General features: G+C 74.7%; 12 protein-coding genes. 11 read left to right on the top strand and 1 reads right to left on the bottom strand.

Annotated features, from left to right (window positions below; translation table 11 throughout):
* The first annotated feature begins 41 nt into the window (after positions 1–41).
* Both ACFV3R_RS30965 and ACFV3R_RS30960 read left to right on the top strand, forming a co-directional pair.
* Positions 42–4,154, top strand: a complete 4,113-nt coding sequence (locus tag ACFV3R_RS30965) for a glycosyltransferase (RefSeq protein WP_385590068.1) — start codon at positions 42–44, stop codon at positions 4,152–4,154.
* Positions 4,151–5,701 carry a DUF5719 family protein gene (locus tag ACFV3R_RS30960; RefSeq protein WP_385590066.1) on the top strand — a complete coding sequence of 517 codons (1,551 nt, stop codon included), beginning with the start codon at positions 4,151–4,153 and terminating at the stop codon, positions 5,699–5,701. Before ACFV3R_RS30965 ends, ACFV3R_RS30960 begins: the two co-directional genes overlap by 4 nt.
* Before the next feature lie 82 nt (positions 5,702–5,783).
* On the opposite strand, the gene ACFV3R_RS30955 is transcribed toward ACFV3R_RS30960, so the two are convergent.
* Positions 5,784–6,242, bottom strand: coding sequence for a metallopeptidase family protein (locus ACFV3R_RS30955; RefSeq protein ID WP_385590064.1), 459 nt, complete (start codon positions 6,240–6,242; stop codon positions 5,784–5,786).
* A gap of 371 nt (positions 6,243–6,613) precedes the next feature.
* Between ACFV3R_RS30955 and ACFV3R_RS30950 the strand changes: the two genes are divergently transcribed.
* The 9 genes from ACFV3R_RS30950 (at position 6,614) to ACFV3R_RS30910 (ending at position 17,186) form a co-directional block, all read left to right on the top strand.
* The gene (locus ACFV3R_RS30950; RefSeq protein WP_385590062.1) at positions 6,614–7,003 is read left to right on the top strand and encodes a DUF3499 domain-containing protein; all 390 of its coding nucleotides are present in this window, start codon (positions 6,614–6,616) and stop codon (positions 7,001–7,003) included.
* A 175-nt stretch (positions 7,004–7,178) separates the two neighbouring features.
* Positions 7,179–8,810 carry an L-lactate permease gene (locus tag ACFV3R_RS30945; protein ID WP_385590060.1) on the top strand — a complete coding sequence of 544 codons (1,632 nt, stop codon included), beginning with the start codon at positions 7,179–7,181 and terminating at the stop codon, positions 8,808–8,810.
* Positions 8,811–8,973: 163 nt separating this feature from the next.
* The gene (locus ACFV3R_RS30940) at positions 8,974–10,332 is read left to right on the top strand and encodes a phosphomannomutase/phosphoglucomutase (RefSeq protein ID WP_385590058.1); all 1,359 of its coding nucleotides are present in this window, start codon (positions 8,974–8,976) and stop codon (positions 10,330–10,332) included.
* Positions 10,333–10,602: 270 nt separating this feature from the next.
* Complete coding sequence (locus tag ACFV3R_RS30935) at positions 10,603–10,785, top strand: Trm112 family protein (RefSeq protein WP_385590056.1); 183 nt, start codon at positions 10,603–10,605, stop codon at positions 10,783–10,785.
* A gap of 110 nt (positions 10,786–10,895) precedes the next feature.
* The gene (locus tag ACFV3R_RS30930; RefSeq protein WP_385590054.1) at positions 10,896–12,035 is read left to right on the top strand and encodes an SIS domain-containing protein; all 1,140 of its coding nucleotides are present in this window, start codon (positions 10,896–10,898) and stop codon (positions 12,033–12,035) included.
* Positions 12,036–12,134: 99 nt separating this feature from the next.
* Positions 12,135–13,358, top strand: a complete 1,224-nt coding sequence (manA, locus tag ACFV3R_RS30925) for a mannose-6-phosphate isomerase, class I (RefSeq protein WP_385590052.1) — start codon at positions 12,135–12,137, stop codon at positions 13,356–13,358.
* Positions 13,359–13,620: 262 nt separating this feature from the next.
* On the top strand, positions 13,621–14,580 hold the full coding sequence (locus ACFV3R_RS30920) for a cation diffusion facilitator family transporter (RefSeq protein WP_385590050.1): 960 nt from the start codon (positions 13,621–13,623) through the stop codon (positions 14,578–14,580).
* 410 nt (positions 14,581–14,990) lie between these two features.
* Entirely contained in the window at positions 14,991–16,448 is a 1,458-nt protein-coding gene (gene ahcY / locus ACFV3R_RS30915; RefSeq protein ID WP_385590048.1) for an adenosylhomocysteinase, read from the top strand.
* 123 nt (positions 16,449–16,571) lie between these two features.
* Complete coding sequence (locus ACFV3R_RS30910; RefSeq protein WP_385590110.1) at positions 16,572–17,186, top strand: hypothetical protein; 615 nt, start codon at positions 16,572–16,574, stop codon at positions 17,184–17,186.
* The last annotated feature ends 506 nt before the right edge of the window (positions 17,187–17,692 follow it).

Raw genomic sequence — 17,692 nt, 5'->3', positions numbered from 1 at the left:
GGGAGAGCACCCCGCCGCCCCCGGGGAGGGCCCGCACCTCGATGACCGTGCACAGCCAGCCGGCCGCGCAGGCCGCCCAAGCAAGCGCCGCACCGGAGTTCCCCCGCCACGTCGTCACCGCCGTGATCGTCAGCCATGACGGCGCGCGCTGGCTGCCCGACGCGCTGGGCGGCCTGCTCGGCCAGACCCGGCCGGTCCAGAACGTCATCGGGGCCGACACCGGAAGCGCCGACGACTCCGCACGCCTGCTCACCGAAGCCCTCGGCGACGACCGCGTCCTCCACCTCGCGCGGCGCACCGGCTTCGGCACCGCCGTCGACGAGGCCCACCGCAGCGCCCCCGTCCTCAGCCCCGAGGACCTGCCCTACCTCCGGCGCCCCAGCAGCTGGGACCCCGTCAGCCGCACCTGGCGCGACGAGGCCTACGAGATGCCGGAGCTGCCCCACGGCGAACCCGTCCAGTGGCTGTGGCTCCTCCACGACGACTGCGCCCCCGAACCCGAGGCCCTCGCCGAACTGCTGCGCGTCGCCGACGCCAGCCCCGCAACCGCAGTCGTCGGCCCCAAACTCCGCAGCTGGTACGACCGCCGCCAGCTCCTGGAGGTCGGCGTCAGCATCGCCCGCAGCGGGCGCCGCTGGACCGGACTGGACCGCCGCGAGCAGGACCAGGGCCAGCACGACCAGATCCGCCCCGTCCTCTCCGTCTCCAGCGCCGGCATGCTCGTCCGCCGCGACGTCTACGAACAACTCGGCGGCTTCGACCGCCGGCTGCCGCTGATGCGCGACGACGTCGACCTGTGCTGGCGCGTCCAGGCCGCCGGCCACCAGGTCCTCGTCGCACCCGACGCCGTCCTGCGCCACGCCGAGGCCGCCTCCCGCGAACGCCGCCCCATCGACTGCGTCGGCCGCGCCGGCCGCACCACCACCGCCGACGCCAAACGCTTCAGCCTTCGCGGCTCCGCACCCCACCGCGTCGACAAGGCCGGCGCCGTCTACACCCTCCTGGCCAACACCCCCGGCAAGGTCCTGCCGTACGTGGTGGTGCGCCTCGTCCTCGGCACCCTGCTGCGGATGATCGGCTACCTCGTCGGCAAGGTCCCCGGCCAGGCGCTCGACGAACTGAGCGGCCTGCTCGGCACCCTGCTGCGCCCCGGCGCCCTCCTCGCCGCGCGCCGCCGCCGCGGCAAACCCGCCGTCCCCGCCGCCGAACTGCGCCCGCTCTTCCCACCCGTCGGCGCCACCGTCCGCGCCACCGTGGAACAGGTCGTCGGCGACCTCGCCGGCCGCACCACCACCGAGACCTCCTCCGTCGGCCGCCACGGCGCGGTGGAGAGCGGACCCGGCGACGACGACGCCGAGTTCCTGGAGATCGAGCAGTTCGCCCGCCTCAAGCGCATCGCCCGCGCCCCGGCGCCCGTGCTCTTCCTCGTCCTGCTGCTGGTCTCCCTCATCGCCTGCCGCTCCCTGCTGGGCTCGGGCTCGCTCGCCGGCGGCGCACTGCTGCCCGCCCCCGCCGGCGTCGGCGACCTGTGGGCCTCCTACCTGCAGAGCTGGCACACCGTGGGTGTCGGCTCCACCGCCTCCGCCCCGCCCTACCTCGCCGTCCTCGCACTCGTGGCCACCCTCTGCGGCGGCTCCACCGCGCTCGCCCTGACGCTGCTGATGGTCTTCTCGGTGCCGCTGGCCGGGCTCACCGCCTACTTCGCCTCCCGGCCCCTGGTCACCTCCCGGCTGCTGCGCGCCTGGGCCAGCGTCGTCTACGCCTTCCTGCCCGCCGCCACCGGCGCCCTCGCCGGCGGCCGGCTGGGCACCGCCGTCCTGGCCATCCTCGCCCCGCTCATGGCCCGCGCCGCCGTCGCCGCCGCCGGCCTCCGGCTGCCGACCGGCGCGCGCCCGAGCTGGCGGGCCACCTGGGCCTACACCCTGCTGGCCACCTTCACCACGGCGTTCACCCCCGTCATCTGGCCCCTCACCCTCCTCCTCGGCCTCGCCCTGCTGGTCCGCAGGCTCCTCGACGGCAGCCGGGCCCAGCTCCCCGGCTACGCCCTGCGCACGGCCGCAGCCGTCCTCACCCCGCTGGTCGTCCTCGCCCCCTGGTCGCTGTCGCTGCTCAGCCACCCCTCCCACCTGCTGACCCAGGCCGGCCTGCCGGACACCGCGGGCCAGGCGAGCCCGACCGGCCTGCTGCTGGAGCTGAGCCCCGGCGGCCCCGCGACCGCCGGCGGACTGCTGCTGGTCGGCGTGGTGCTGGCCGCCGTGGCCGCCACCCTGCGCGCCGAGCGCCACACCGCCATCCGCACCGCCTGGGCCGTGGCGGCACTCGCCCTGCTGACCGCAGCCGTCACCAACGGCTCGGCCTGGGCCGGCCCCTCGATGCTTCTCGCCGGACTCGCACTGCTGAGCGCCGCCGCCCTCGGCACCGAGGGCATCAGGACCCGCATGACCGCACGCGGCCTGGGATGGCAGCAGCCGGTCGCCGTCCTGATCGCCGCCTGCTGCGCCCTCGCCCCGGTGTACGCCGCGGTCACCTGGATGATCGGCGGCGCCGACGGCCCGGTGGAGCGCCGCGACGCCACGCAGGTACCCGCGTTCGTCGCCGAGGAGGCCCGCACCTCCGACCAGCCCCGCACCCTCGTCCTGGACGGCACCGCCGACCACGTCCGCTACGCCCTCGTCCGCGGCTCCGGCGCGCGCCTGGGCGACGCCGACCTGGCGCGCACGGCCGGGCGCGACACCCGCCTCGACGGCGTCGTCGCCCACCTCGTCGCGGGCTCGGGCGCCGACCAGACCAGCCGCCTCGGCCAGTACGCCGTCCGCTACGTCCTGGCCGGCAAGGACGCCGACCGCGGTATCAGCCGGGTCCTGAACACCACCCCCGGACTCACCCGCCTCAGCCAGGAGGGCGGCCAGGCACTGTGGCGCGTGGACCAGCGCGTCTCCCGGGTCAGCGTCGTGGACGGCAAGGCCGCGGCCGGCCAGGAGCAGACGCCCGTCCCGGTGGCGGCCGGGCCGGTGGAGGTCCACACCACGCTCCGCTCCGGCGCCGCGGGCCGCGTACTGCGCCTGGCCGACGCGGCCGACGACGGCTGGGAGGCGACCCTCGACGGCCAGCCCCTCACCCCCGTCACCCTCGACGGCTGGGCCCAGGGCTTCAAGCTGCCCACCACGGGCGGCACCCTGGACGTCACCCACTCCTCCCCGCTGGGCCACATCCTGTGGACCACCGCACAGGGCCTGCTCGCCCTCGTCCTGGTCGTCCTGGCCCTGCCGGGGCGGCGCCGCGACATCGACGACGACCTGCCCGAGGAGCCGCTGCCCGCCACCGCCACGGCCGCCGACGGCCCGCTCCCGGGCGAGGGCCGCCGGGCCCGCCGCCTGCGCGCCGCACAGTCCGCCGGGGACACCCCCGAAGCCCCCGCCGCCCCGCAGTCCGCGCCGGGCGGGCCCGGCGCGGCCGACGAGGTCTTCGCCGCGACCGACCCCGCCACGGGCGCCCCCCTGCCCGAGGGCGCCATCCCCCACCAGGGCGCCGCGCCCGACCCGTTCCACCCCGGGAGCACCGACCCGGACACCGGTTCCCTGCCGCCGTACGACCCCGCACAGCCCGGCCCCTACGGCGAGGTGCCGCACCCGCAGCCCTACGGCGAGGTGCCGCACCAGCAGCCCTACGGTGACCAGGACGGCTACGCACACCAGACGTACCAGGAGTGGCAGGGCGGCCAGTACTACCCGGCCGACGCCCCACCCGGTGCGGAGCAGTGGCAGTACCAGGGGGCCTACGAGGACGGGACGCACGGCGGCACGCCCTACGGCGCCGACCCCTACGCCTACCCGCAGGCGCCGGCCCACCCAGCGCAGGACCCGTACGGCAACCCCTACCCGGCAGCCGGGTACCAGGGGGCGGACCACCCCGGCGACCAGTACCCGGGTGCCGAGCCCTACCCCCCGGTGGACCGCTACGCCCAGCACACCGCACCGGGCGGCTACCCGGACGACGGGACCTACGGCGTGCCCCAGCACCACGACGTCCAGCACCACGACGTCCAGGACCATGACCCGCAGGACCCCGGCCGGCCGCCCTACGGCGACCCGCCCTACCCGGGCTACCCGGCCCCGCCCGAGGAACCGCGCCGCGACGGGAGTGACCAGCAGTGAACCGGACCACCCTCTCCCTGGCAGGCGCGGTCGTCGCGCTCGCCGCCGTGACCGGCGTGGCCTCACTGACCGCCCCGGACGGCACCTCCCAGGCACGCCCCGCCGGTGCCGCGGGCCTGCCGGTGCAGCAGTCCACGCTGCTGTGCCCCACCCCGTCCTCCTCCGACCTCGGCGAGACCGACTACACCTCCTTCACCCCGCTCGGCTCCGGCTCCAAGGGCGGCACCGCCCGGCTGACGCCCGCCGCCGCGGCGAACCCCGACGGGGGCGAGGACAAGAGCAGCGGCAAGAGCGGCAAGGGCGGGAAGAGCAGCAAGAAGGACGCGGACGGCAAGACCGCGACCGAGCCGCTGCTCACCGCCGACACGGCCGGCAAGCCCCGGACGGCCACGGCCGACGGCAGCGACGCCACCGCACTGACCGGCACGGCGGACGGCGCGCTCGCCCCCGGCTGGACGGTCCAGCAGACCACGACGGTCAGCGCCGGCAGCGGACGCGGCCTGCTCGGCACGGCCTGCTCGGCGCCCGACACCGACTTCTGGTTCGCCGGCGCCAGCACCGCCAAGGGCCGCCAGGACTACGTCCACCTCACCAACCCCGACGCCACCCCCGCCGTCGTCGACGTCGAGCTGCGCGGCGCGGACGGCCGCATCGACGCCCCCACGGGGGAGAACCTGACCGTCCCCGCCCACGCCTCGCTGCCCGTGCTGCTCTCCACTTTGACCGGGGCGCAGACCGACGGCCTCGGCGTGCACGTGGTCGCCCGGGAGGGCCGGGTGGGCGCCCAGCTCCAGGCCACCGACGACACCACGGGCGGCGACTGGCTGCCGGCCTCCGCCGAGCCCGCCGCCTCCGCGGTCCTGCCCGGAGTCCCCTCGGACGCCGGCGACGTGCAGCTGACGGCCGTCGCCACCGGCAGCGCCGACGTCGACCTGAAGGTGCAACTCGCCACCCCCACCGGCCTGATCACCCCGGCCGGCACCGAGGACCTGCACGTCAAAGGCGGCATGACCCAGAGCGTCGACCTCAAGAAGCTCACCCAGGGCGAGGCCGGCTCACTCGTCCTGACCCCGGCCGACTCCGGTGACCGGGCGGCCTTCGCCGCGGCGCTGCGCGTCACCCGGGGCTCCGGCTCGAACCGGGAGATGGCGTTCATCCCCGCCACCGCCCCGCTGGAGCGGGAGGCCACCGCGGCCGACAACCGCGCCAAGGGCTCCACCCTCTCGCTGGTGGCCCCGCGCAAGGGGGAGGACGCCCGGGTGAAGGTCACCGCCTCACCCGGCGACGGCGGCGGCACCGCGGTGTCCAAGACCTACACCGTCAAGGGCGGCACCACGCTCGCCGTCCACCCGCCCGTCCCCAGCGGCCTCAAGGGCTCCTACGCCCTCACCGTGCACAGGGAGGGCGGCGGCCCGCTGTACGCGGCACGCACCCTCGCCCTCCCGCAGGACGACGTGCCGGCCTTCACCGTCCAGACCCTGCCCGACGACGGCGGCGTGGTGCGGGTCCCGAGCGCCGAGGGCGACCTCTCCCTGCTGACCCGGTGACCGGCCCGGCGCCGGCCCGGTGCGCCGCCCACGCGGATGGCCCGCCGGGCGCGGGCCGGCGGCGTCCGAGCCGGGGGTGGCTTCAGTCCTCGCCGTACCGCGGGTCGACGGACTCCGGCGCCAGCCCGAGGAACTCGGCGACCTGCTCGACGACGACCTCGTGCACCAGCAGCGCCCGCTCGTCGAGGTTGCGGGTGCGGATCTCCACCGGACGCCGGTAGACCACCACCCGGTCCTCCGCGCCGTCCGCGGCGCGCAGCAGGGCGCCCAGCGGCACCGTCTCCTCGTCCAGCAGGCCCAGGCCCTCCCCCTCGGGGGTGGCCGGCGGCACCTCCCGCACCAGGAACTCGACGTCCGCGAGTTGCGGGAAGCGGCGCTCCAGCCGCTCCACCGAGTCGTGCACGAGGTCGATGAAGGCGTCGGCGCGGCTCACGGCGAGCGGTACCTGAGGGGGCGCGATCGGCCCGCGCATCCCTCGGCCGTGCCGGTCTCGGCGGCGCGGACGGGCTTCCGGCGCTCTGGGGGGAACGGGCGTGTCCATCCCCACCAGACTAGCCCTCGGCAGCCGCCCGGACCCGGTGAGCGGGACGATCCCGGCCACTTCCCCCCACCACACCCGCCCCGGCCCGCGGTGGCGCGGAGGCCGCCGGCCCTTGCCCACCGATGACCGGAACACGCCGACCCGGGTGCAATTCCAGAAAGATCGCGATCATTTCTGTAGTGGGTGCCGACTCGTCCGTGACCTGTCCTGACCAGCACGCTTGCCGTGGCCCCCTCGCCACAGCGGTCGCCCCCGCAGGTCACCCCCGACGCCGCAGGTCGTGACGGTTCGGACGAACCCGGACGACACGGTCGGGTGAGGTCGGGGAGAGTCGTCGCGGCCCGCTCAAGAGTGCGGTACCGTCCAACGTCGTGAGCCTTGTACGTCGCTGTTCGCGTACCGCGTGCGGCCGCCCCGCCGTCGCAACGCTGACGTACGTCTACGCGGACTCCACCGCAGTCCTCGGACCCCTCGCCACGTTCGCCGAACCGCACTGCTACGACCTGTGCGCCGAACACTCCGAGCGGCTGACCGCCCCCCGCGGCTGGGAGGTGGTGCGCCTCGCCACCGACTCGGGCCCGGCCCGGCCCAGCGGCGACGACCTCGAAGCGCTCGCCAACGCCGTCCGCGAGGCCGCCCGCCCCCAGGAACGCGCCGCGGGCACCACCGGCGGCCACCGCGGCTCCGCCGGGCGTGAGGCCGACCCGATGGAGGTCGCCCGCCGCGGACACCTCCGCGTGCTGCGCTCACCCGACTCCTGACCCGGGCCGGGCCCCTCCCACGGCACCCGGGCCCACGCCCGCCCCCACGGCTCGTCAGCCCGTGCCCGGCCCCACCAAAACACCCGCCACTCGGCTTTGTCATGACCATTGACGCGGTACCGCACGGCCGCGAGCATTCCTCCCCCGGCAAGATCAGCTCTCTGCGGGAGGCACCGTGCCCAACGCCGCAAGCTTCGTCCAGCCCCTCCACCCGGTCGCCGACTCCCTCGCCCTGTCCGCCCTCGTCTCCGCCCTGCCACTGCTCACCGTCATGGTGCTGCTCGGCGCGGTACGGATGCGGGCCCACTGGGCGGGCCTCGCGGGCCTCGCCGTCGCCTTCGCCACCGCCTGGTGGGCCCAGTCGATGCCGCTGGACCAGAGCCTCTCCGCCGCCGCGCAGGGAGCCGTCTTCGGGCTCTTCCCCATCCTGTGGATCGTCGTCAACGCCCTGTGGGTCCACCGCCTCACCGTCCGCACCCGCCACTTCGACGTCCTGCGCCGCTCCTTCTCCCGCCTCTCCGACGACCCCTGCATCCAGGCCCTGGTCGTCGCCTTCTGCTTCGGCGCACTGCTGGAGGCCCTCGCCGGCTTCGGCGCCCCCGTGGCGATCTGCTCGGTCATGCTCGTCGCCCTCGGCTTCGACCCCGTCAAGGCCGCCGTGGTCGCCCTCGTCGCCAACACCGCCCCCGTCGCCTTCGGCGCCATGGGCACCCCCGTGGTCACCCTCGCGCAGGTCGCCGACCTGCCCCTGGCCGACGTCGCCCGCGTCGTGGGACGCCAGACCCCGCTGCTCGCCCTCCTGGTCCCCCTGCTGCTGGTGGCGCTGGTGGACGGCCGCCGCGGCCTGCGCCAGACCTGGGCCCCCGCCCTCGTCTGCGGAGCCGCCTTCGCCGCCGCCCAGTTCGCCTTCGCCAACTTCGTCTCCGCCCAGCTCGCCGACATCGCCGCCGCCCTCGTCGGCGCCGCCGTCCTCGTCGCCCTGCCCCGCGCCCGCCGCCCCGCCGACGCCACCGTCCGCGCCACCGTCCTGACCGGCGTCCGCAGCGAGGACCTCGACCAGGCCGACCCCCGACGCGAAGTGGTCCGCGCCTACGCCCCCTACCTCCTGATCATCGTCGTCTTCTCGCTCGCCCAGGCCGGCCCCCTCAAGGACCTCCTCGCCCGCGCCACCTGGACCTTCCACTGGCCCCTCCTGGACGTCGCAGGCCCCGGCGGCCGGCCCGTCGGCGGCAACGTCTTCTCCCTCCCGCTGCTCGCCACCGGCGGCACCCTCGTCCTCCTCGCCGGCGTCCTCAGCGTCCCCCTGCTCGGCGTGCGCCCCGCCACCGCGCTGCGCGAATGGGGCGCCACCGTGCGGGAACTGCGCACCGCCATCGCCACCGTGACCGCCGTCCTCGCCCTCGCCTACCTCATGAACCTCTCCGGACAGGCCGCGATCATCGGCCACGCCGTCGCCGCGGCCGGCGCCGCCCTCGCGCTCCTCTCACCCGTCCTCGGCTGGTTCGGTGTCGCCGTCTCCGGCTCCGACACCTCCGCCAACGCCCTCTTCGGCGCCCTCCAGGTCACCGCCGCCCGCCAGTCCGGCCTCTCACCCGCACTGCTGGCCGCCGCCAACAGCTCCGGCGGCGTCCTCGGCAAGATGATCTCCCCGCAGAACCTCACCATCGCCTGCGCCGCCGTCGGCCTCGCCGGCCGCGAGGGCGACCTGCTGCGCCGCGTCCTGCCCTGGAGCGCCGCCCTGCTCGCCGTGATGTGCCTGATCGTCCTCGGCCAGAGCACCCCCGTCCTCGGCTGGATGCTGTCCTGACGCCCCCTCAGGGCCCGCCGCCCGCCCGGGCCTCGGCCCGCCCCACCGCCACACGGCCGAAATCCGTGCCTGAACTGCGGAAAGACGACGCCTTCCTCCCGGTCTGCGCGCCACTGTTCCGGGTAGGTTGACCCCACCGCTTGAGGACACCAGGAGGCAGGCTGTGGCCGATCTGTCGCAGATCGTGAAGGCGTACGACGTACGCGGTGTGGTTCCCGACCAGTGGGACGAGCCGATGGCCGAACTGTTCGGCGCGGCCTTCGTCCAGGTCACCGGCGTCGACGCGATCGTCGTCGGGCACGACATGCGCCCCTCCTCACCCGGCCTGTCCCGGGCCTTCGGACGCGGCGCCGCCGCCCAGGGAGCCGACGTCACCGAGATCGGCCTGTGCTCCACCGACCAGCTCTACTACGCCTCCGGCGCCATGGGCCTGGCCGGTGCGATGTTCACCGCCTCCCACAACCCCGCCAAGTACAACGGCATCAAGATGTGCCGCCCCGGCGCCGCCCCCGTCGGCCAGGAGACCGGCCTCGCCGACATCCGCGCCCTGGTCGAGCAGTGGATGGACGCCGGCGCCCCCGAGCCCGCCGAGAAGCCCGGCACCCTCACCCGCCGCGACACCCTCACCGACTACGCCGCCTACCTGCGCGACCTCGTCGACCTCAGCGCCATCCGGCCCCTGAAGGTCGTCGTCGACGCCGGCAACGGCATGGGCGGCCACACCGTCCCCACCGTCTTCGACGGCCTCCCCCTCGAACTCGACGCCATGTACTTCGAGCTCGACGGCACCTTCCCCAACCACGAGGCCAACCCCCTCGACCCGAAGAACATCGTCGACCTCCAGGCCCGGGTCCGCGAGGTCGGCGCCGACATCGGCCTCGCCTTCGACGGCGACGCCGACCGCTGCTTCGTCGTCGACGGCAACGGCGACCCCGTCTCGCCCTCCGCCATCACCGCCCTCGTCGCCTCCCGCGAACTGGCCAAGCACGGCGGAGGCACCGTCATCCACAACTGCATCACCTCCTGGTCGGTGCCCGAGGTCGTCAAGGAGTGCGGCGGCACCCCCGTGCGCACCCGCGTCGGCCACTCCTTCATCAAGGCCGAGATGGCCCGCACCGGCGCCATCTTCGGCGGCGAGCACTCCGCCCACTACTACTTCCGCGACTTCTGGAACGCCGACACCGGCATGCTCGCCGCCCTCCACGTCCTCGCCGCCCTCGGCGGACAACAGGGCCCGCTCTCCGACCTCGTCGCCCAGTACGACCGCTACGCCGCCTCCGGCGAGATCAACTCCACCGTCGACGACCAGGCCGGCCGCCTCGCCGCCGTCAAGAGCACCTACTCCGGCCGCGACGGCGTCGACATCGACGAACTCGACGGCCTCACCGTCACCGCCGACGACTGGTGGTTCAACCTGCGGCCCTCCAACACCGAGCCGCTGCTGCGCCTCAACGTCGAGGCCCGCACCACCGCCACCTGCGACAAGGTCCGCGACGAGGTCCTCGCCCTGGTCCGCGGCTGACCACCGCCCACGCCCCCGGGCGGCGGGGCGGACGACGGGCACGCACACCTCACGCGCGCCCCCACGCCCCGCCGCCCGCACCGGGCTCCCGGCCCCCACGGCGGTAGGCTGGCACCGCCGGAACGTTCCGGCGCGACGACGGAACGGGCCCGCCCCGACCGACGTGCGCACCGGCACCCCGCACCCCCGGGCACCGCCCGGCCCGCGGCCCCGGCCGCACCACCACACAGCCGCACCCGCGCCCCAGCCACAGACGAAGAGGGAAGCCCCATGCCGGTCGAAGCCAGTCTCCTGGACATCCTCGCCTGCCCGGCGTGCCACGCCCCGCTCCAGGACCGCACCGAGGCCGACCCGGCCGAACTGGTCTGCACCGGCGGCGAGTGCGGCCTGGCCTACCCGGTCCGCGACGGCATCCCCGTCCTCCTCGTCGACGAGGCCCGCCGCCCCGCCTGACACCCCGGGCCGCCGCCGACCGGACCCGCCCCCGACGACCCCGGCGGGCCACCCCGGCAACGGGCGGCGGCCGGCCGAACCCCCACCGGCGACCGGAGGCAGCGCCCACCATGCTCGACGAGACACTCCTCGACGACCCCGAAGCCCTCGCCCGCACCGACCGGGGCGGACTGCTGCGCGGCGTGGCCGACTCCGGCGCCCGCGTCCGCACCGCCGCCCGCAACGCCACCGAGGCCGGTATCCCCGGCCTCCAGCCCGACGGCCGGCCCCGGAGCGTCCTGGTCGCAGGCCCCGGCCCCGCCGCCGCCTGCGTCGCCGACCTCTTCGGCGCACTCGGCGGCGGCAACTGCCCCGTCACCCTCCTGCGCCCCACCGGCGTCGCCCCCGAACCCGGCGCCCTGCGCTGGAACCTGCCCGGCTGGGCCGGCGGACTGGACCTCCTCCTGATCGCCGCCCCCGACGGCACCGACCCGGGCCTGGCCGCCCTGGTCGAGCAGGCCTACCGGCGCGGCTGCTCCCTCGTCGGCATCGCCCCCGCCGCCTCCCCGCTCGCCGGCGCCGTCCAGCAGGCCCGCGGCCTCGCCGTGCCGCTGGCCACCACCCCGCACGACGCCGAGTTCACCGCACAGGGCGCGCCCCCCGCCGCCCCCGGCCTGCTCTGGGCGCTCCTGGTCCCCCTCCTCGCCCTCGCCGACCGCATCGGACTGCTCAGCGCCCCAGCCGCCACCCTCACCGGCCTCGCCGACCGCCTCGACCAGGTCGCCGAGCGCTGCGGCCCCGCCGTCGCCACCCACGCCAACCCGGCCAAGACACTCGCCGCCGAGGTCGCCGACTCCCTCCCGCTGATCTGGACCGAAGGCCTGGTCGCCGGCGCGGTGGGCCGCCACTTCGCCACCGCCGTCACCGCCCTCGCCGGCCGCCCCGCCCTCACCGCCCAGCTCCCCGAAGCCGTCCTGGACCACCGCACGCTGCTGGCCGGCACCTTCGCCGCCGCCGCCGACCCCGACGACTTCTTCCGCGACCGCGTCGAACAGCCCGAACCGCTGCACGCCCGCGTCATCCTGCTGCGCGAATCCGCCCCCGGCGCACTCTCCGCCGCCCCCGCCGCCCGCAACGCCGCACTGGAGCACGCCACCCCCGTCAGCGAGCTCGAACCCGAAGCCGGCAACCCCCTGGAAGCCGCCGCCGAGCTCCTGGCCACCACCGACTTCGCCGCCGCCTACCTCGCGCTCGCCGGCACCGGCTCCTGACACAGCCGCACCACCCACAGGTCCAGGCCCCCGGCCCACCACCGGCCCGCCCCCGCAGCACACCCCCACACCGACCGAAGGGAACCAGGAACCCCCGCCATGGACCGCCTCACCAACACCGTGCGCCCCTACGCCTGGGGCTCGACCACCGCCATCCCCGAACTCCTCGGCGTCGAGCCCACCGGCGAACCCCAGGCCGAGATGTGGATGGGCGCCCACACCGGAGCCCCCTCCCACCTCACCCGCGACGGCGCACAGGTCTCCCTGGCCCAGGCCCTCGCCGCCGACCCCGAGCGCGAACTCGGCCCCGCCGCCACCGCCCGCTTCGGCCCCCGCCTGCCGTTCCTGCTCAAGCTGCTGGCCGCCGGCTCCCCGCTCTCCCTCCAGGTCCACCCCGACCGCGCCCAGGCCCAGGCCGGCTTCGCCGACGAGGAGGCCCGGGGCGTCCCCCTCGACGCCCCCCACCGCAACTACAAGGACGATAACCACAAGCCGGAACTCATCTGCGCCCTCACCCCCTTCGACGGGCTCTGCGGCTTCCGCCGGCCCGAGGAGGCGGCCGAACTCCTCGACGGCCTCGGCGTGGACGCGCTCAAGCCCTACGTCGACATCCTGCGGGCCAGCCCCGAGACCGACGCGCTGCGCGAGGTCCTCACCGCCGTCCTCAGCGCCGAGCCCGCCGCCATGGCCGAGGCCGTCGAAGCCGCCACCGCCGCCGCCGGACGCCTCGGCGCGGGCGACGGCCCCCACTCCGACGCCTACGCCGCCTACGCCGCCATCGCCCACCACTACCCCGGCGACCCCGGCGTCATCGCCGCGATGCTGCTCCACCACGTCCGCCTCCAGCCCGGCGAGGCCCTCTACCTCGGCGCCGGCATCCCGCACGCCTACCTCAGCGGCCTGGGCGTGGAGCTGATGGCCAACTCCGACAACGTGCTGCGCTGCGGCCTCACCCCCAAACACGTCGACGTGCCCGAACTGCTGCGCGTCGTACGGTTCGAGGCCGGCGACCCGGGCGTGCTGCGCCCCGAGGCGACCAAGGGCGAGGAGGTCTACGAGACGCCCATCGACGAGTTCCGCCTCTCGCGCTTCCTGCTGGCCCCCGACGCCGACGCCCGCCCGCTGCCCGCCGGCGCCCCGCAGATCGTGCTCTGCACCGCCGGCTCCGTGGCACTGCGCAGGACGGGGGAGGGCACCGGCCGCGGCGCCGACGAACTCACCCTCGCACCGGGCGAGTCCGCCTTCGTCCCCGCCGACGAGTCGGTACTGCTCACCGGCGACGGCACCGCCTTCCGCGCGACGGTCGCCCTCACCACCCGCTGACCGGCCACCGCTCGGCGCCCACCGGCCCGGGCGGTCGGCCGGCGCGAGGCCCCGCCACCGGACGTCCGCCCAGGTCACGCCGGGGGTCCGCAGTCCCCGACCGCCGGGCCGGGGGCAGATGCCCGGGTCCCTGAACACGGCGGGTCGGACCCTGCGACAATGTCGCCTCAGCTAAAGGACTCGCAAAACGAAGAGGTGGCGGCGGTTCGCGCGGCGCCACCCGCCGGTCGCCGGACCGGTCGAGGGAAGGGACCCGGCACCTATGAGCGCATCAGGCGGAACGAAGGCGATCGTCGCGGCGCTGGGCTCCAACCTGGCGATCGCTGTCTCCAAGTTCGTGGCCTTCGCCCTCAGCGGTTCCTCGTCCATGCTGGCCGAGGGGGTGCACTCCGTCGCCGACTCCGGCAACCAGTTCCTGCTGCTGCTCGGCGGCAAGCGCGCCAAGCGCGCCGCCACCGAGGAACACCCCTTCGGCTACGGCCGGGAACGCTACGTCTACGGCTTCCTCGTCTCCATCGTCCTGTTCACCGTCGGCGGCGTCTTCGCCCTCTACGAGGGCTACGAGAAGATCAGCCACCCGCACCCGCTGGAGAACTGGTACTGGCCCGTCGGCGTGCTGGTCTTCGCCGTCCTCGCCGAGGGCTTCTCCTTCCGCACCGCCATCAAGGAGTCCAACGAGCTGCGGGGCAGGCACTCCTGGGTGCAGTTCGTACGCCGCGCCAAGGCACCCGAACTCCCCGTCGTGCTCCTGGAGGACTTCGGCGCCCTGATCGGCCTGGTCCTCGCCCTGCTCGGCGTCGGCCTCACCCTCGCCACCGGCGACAGCGTCTGGGACGGCGTCGGCACCATGTGCATCGGCGCCCTCCTCGTCGTCATCGCCCTCGTCCTGGCCGCCGAGACCAAGTCCCTCCTCCTCGGCGAGTCGGCGGGCCCCGAGCAGGTCGCGAAGATCCGCTCGGTCGTGGTGGACGGTGAGACCGTCACCCGCGTCATCCACATGCGCACCCTCCACCTCGGCCCCGAGGAGCTGCTGGTCGCCGCCAAGATCGCGGTGCCCGGGGACACCACCGCCCAGCAGGTGGCCGAGGCCATCGACGCCGCCGAGGTCCGCATCCGCGAGGCGGTCCCGATCGCCCGCGTCATCTACCTGGAGCCGGACGTCTACCGCGAGAGCGCGGCCGCCGCCGGCCCCGACCCGGACGCGACCCCCGGCGGCCGCTGACACCACCGGGGGACGGGTCGACATGTCGCCGCAGCAGGCGTGCGTCCTGTCACACCCCACCGGCCCGGCCCACCGGCCGCACCGCGCCGTCCACCCAGGTCACCCCGGCCCCACCACGCCCCGCCCCCGCCCCCGCACTGCTCGGCAGGCCGGACGGACACCCCGCGGGTCCCCCCGTCCCCTGGGGCCGGGGGAGCCCTCAGGTGTAGATTCGTGACCCAGAGCCAGACGTCGCTGCTGATGGCGGTCGGGCGGTCCGCACCGCGGACGGCCCGAGGGAGAGAGGGCCTCCGACGGACTGCGCCGCGGCCGGGAGAAGGCCATGCCTGCCTCGCGTAGGCTCGACCTGCCTGCCGCGCCGCGGACTGCCAGCCGAAACGACCCTCCACCCTGCGAGGAGCAGCATTCCGATGACCACAGCAGCCACCGGCCAGGACTTCAAGGTCGCCGACCTCTCGCTCGCCGAGTTCGGGCGCAAGGAGATCAGCCTCGCCGAGCACGAGATGCCCGGCCTCATGGCGATCCGCGCCGAGTACGCCGAGGCACAGCCGCTCGCCGGCGCCCGCATCACCGGCTCCCTGCACATGACCGTGCAGACCGCCGTCCTCATCGAGACCCTCGTGGCCCTCGGCGCCGACGTGCGCTGGGCCTCCTGCAACATCTTCTCCACCCAGGACCACGCCGCCGCGGCCATCGCCGTCGGCCCGAACGGCACCCCCGAGGACCCCAAGGGCGTCCCCGTCTTCGCCTGGAAGGGCGAGACGCTGGAGGAGTACTGGTGGTGCACCGAGCAGGCGCTGACCTGGCCCGGCACACCCACCGGCGGCCCGAACATGATCCTCGACGACGGTGGTGACGCCACCCTCCTCGTCCACAAGGGCGTCGAGTACGAGAAGGCCGGCGCGGCCCCCGCCGTCGAGAGTGCCGAGAACGAGGAGCACGCGGCGATCCTGACGCTGCTGAACCGCACCCTCGCCGAGGCCCCGCAGAAGTGGACCCGCCTCGCCTCGGAGATCCGCGGCGTGACGGAGGAGACCACCACCGGTGTCCACCGCCTGTACGAGATGCACCGCGACGGCACGCTGCTGTTCCCGGCCATCAACGTCAACGACTCCGTGACGAAGTCCAAGTTCGACAACAAGTACGGCTGCCGCCACTCCCTCGTCGACGGCATCAACCGCGCCACCGACGTCCTCATCGGCGGCAAGACCGCCGTGGTCTGCGGCTACGGCGACGTCGGCAAGGGCTGCGCGGAGTCGCTGCGCGGCCAGGGCGCCCGCGTGATCATCACCGAGATCGACCCGATCTGCGCGCTCCAGGCCGCCATGGACGGCTACCAGGTCGCCACCCTGGACGACGTCGTCGAGACCGCCGACATCTTCGTCACCACGACGGGCAACAAGGACATCATCATGGCCTCGGACATGGCCCGGATGAAGCACCAGGCCATCGTCGGCAACATCGGCCACTTCGACAACGAGATCGACATGGCCGGCCTCGCGAAGATCCCCGGCATCGTCAAGGACGAGGTCAAGCCCCAGGTCCACACCTGGACCTTCACCGACGGCAAGAAGATCATCGTGCTGTCCGAGGGCCGCCTCCTCAACCTCGGCAACGCCACCGGCCACCCCTCCTTCGTGATGTCCAACTCCTTCGCGGACCAGACCCTGGCCCAGATCGAGCTGTTCACCAAGCCGCAGGAGTACCCGACCGACGTCTACGTGCTCCCCAAGCACCTCGACGAGAAGGTCGCCCGCCTCCACCTCGACGCGCTCGGCGTGAAGCTCACCAAGCTCCGCCCCGAGCAGGCCGCCTACATCGGCGTCCCGGTCGAGGGCCCCTTCAAGTCGGACCACTACCGCTACTGAGCGGCCGGGGGCGGGCCGAGGACTCCCCGGCCCGCCCCCCCGGTACGTCCCGCGGGCCGGCCCCAGCACCACCGGGGCCGGCCCGTGGCACTGAGCCCCCGCACCTCCCCGCCGAAGGACGCCATGCCCCGCGGCCGTTACTCCCTCCACGACCCCCACGACCACACCCCGCTCGGCGAGGAGCGCTTCCACTGCGCCACCGGCCCCTCGGGATGGCGCTACGTCTCCCAGATCACCGACCCCGCCGGTGAGCACGCAGGCTCCGTGGACCTCACTCTCGACGACCTCGGCCGCCCCCTGCGCCTGGAACTCCACTCGGCCTCCTGGCGGGTCCGCGCAGCCGCCGTCGAAGGCGTCTCCTGGGTCCGCTCCGATCCGAGCGGCGCCCACGCCACCGACGGGAACGCCCCGGCACACGCCTTCACCGGCGCCTCCCCGGCCTTCCTGGTCGCCACCGCCCGCCTGCTGCGCCCGGCCGAGGGCGGCACGCCGGTACGGGGCCGCCTCGTCGAGTTCGCGCCGCCCGTCCTCGCACCGCGCACCCTCGACCAGGCGTGGGCCCGCCTCGCCGACACCGAACACCCCACCGACACCGGTCCGTTGACGGTGACCGAGTACCGCGTAGACGACCTGGACACCGGCGAGCGGCGGTCCGTGCACCTCGCCGGGGACGTCGTCCTCGCCGCGCCGGGCGTCGAACTGGAGGACCTGGAGAACCCGCCCTCGGTCTTCCCCTGACGTGCCGGGCCGCCCGGCCGGAGAGCGGATGTGCACCGGGCCCCCGGCGGCTGCTAGTCTCCTTCCCTCGCCAGAAAACCGTTGACGCGGTCATCCTGACGAGGTAGATTCGAACGGTTGCCGTCGAGCTGGACAGCTCGCGAGGCAGCCACTAGGGTCTTCAAGCCCGCACCGACCCGTCTGGGATCTCTCCCGGATAAACGGCGCAGGGAATTCGGAACCACTTCAGCCCGATCATCGCTTTCGAGCGGCTGATCATCGTCTGATAGAGTTTCGAAAGTCGAAAGACAAACCCCCTCCGACGGGGAATCGGAAACACCTTCCGAGTTCGGAACGGCCAAGCGGCCGGGACGGAAACGGAAAACGGATCTGATAGAGTCGGAAACGCCGAAAGGGAAAGCCCGGAAGGGCCGGACCGGAAAGCGAACCCCGCTCCGACAGGGGGCCGGAACCGGAAAACGGATCTGGTAAGGTTGGAAACACCGAAGGGAAGCGCCCGGAGGGCC

This window comes from Streptomyces sp. NPDC059740 (assembly GCF_042733155.1).
GTDB lineage: Bacteria > Actinomycetota > Actinomycetes > Streptomycetales > Streptomycetaceae > Streptomyces.
The sequence above is the reverse complement of the archived record's forward strand: the minus strand, read 5'-3'. Positions and strand labels throughout refer to the sequence as shown.

Coding starts and splice junctions, on each gene's coding strand:
- ACFV3R_RS30910 (WP_385590110.1), top strand. CDS start 16,572: ATGCCCCGCGGCCGTTACTCCCTCCACGACCCCCACGACCACACCCCG.
- ahcY (WP_385590048.1), top strand. CDS start 14,991: ATGACCACAGCAGCCACCGGCCAGGACTTCAAGGTCGCCGACCTCTCG.
- ACFV3R_RS30920 (WP_385590050.1), top strand. CDS start 13,621: ATGAGCGCATCAGGCGGAACGAAGGCGATCGTCGCGGCGCTGGGCTCC.
- ACFV3R_RS30955 (WP_385590064.1), bottom strand. CDS start 6,242: ATGGACACGCCCGTTCCCCCCAGAGCGCCGGAAGCCCGTCCGCGCCGC.
- ACFV3R_RS30935 (WP_385590056.1), top strand. CDS start 10,603: ATGCCGGTCGAAGCCAGTCTCCTGGACATCCTCGCCTGCCCGGCGTGC.
- manA (WP_385590052.1), top strand. CDS start 12,135: ATGGACCGCCTCACCAACACCGTGCGCCCCTACGCCTGGGGCTCGACC.
- ACFV3R_RS30965 (WP_385590068.1), top strand. CDS start 42: ATGACCGTGCACAGCCAGCCGGCCGCGCAGGCCGCCCAAGCAAGCGCC.
- ACFV3R_RS30930 (WP_385590054.1), top strand. CDS start 10,896: ATGCTCGACGAGACACTCCTCGACGACCCCGAAGCCCTCGCCCGCACC.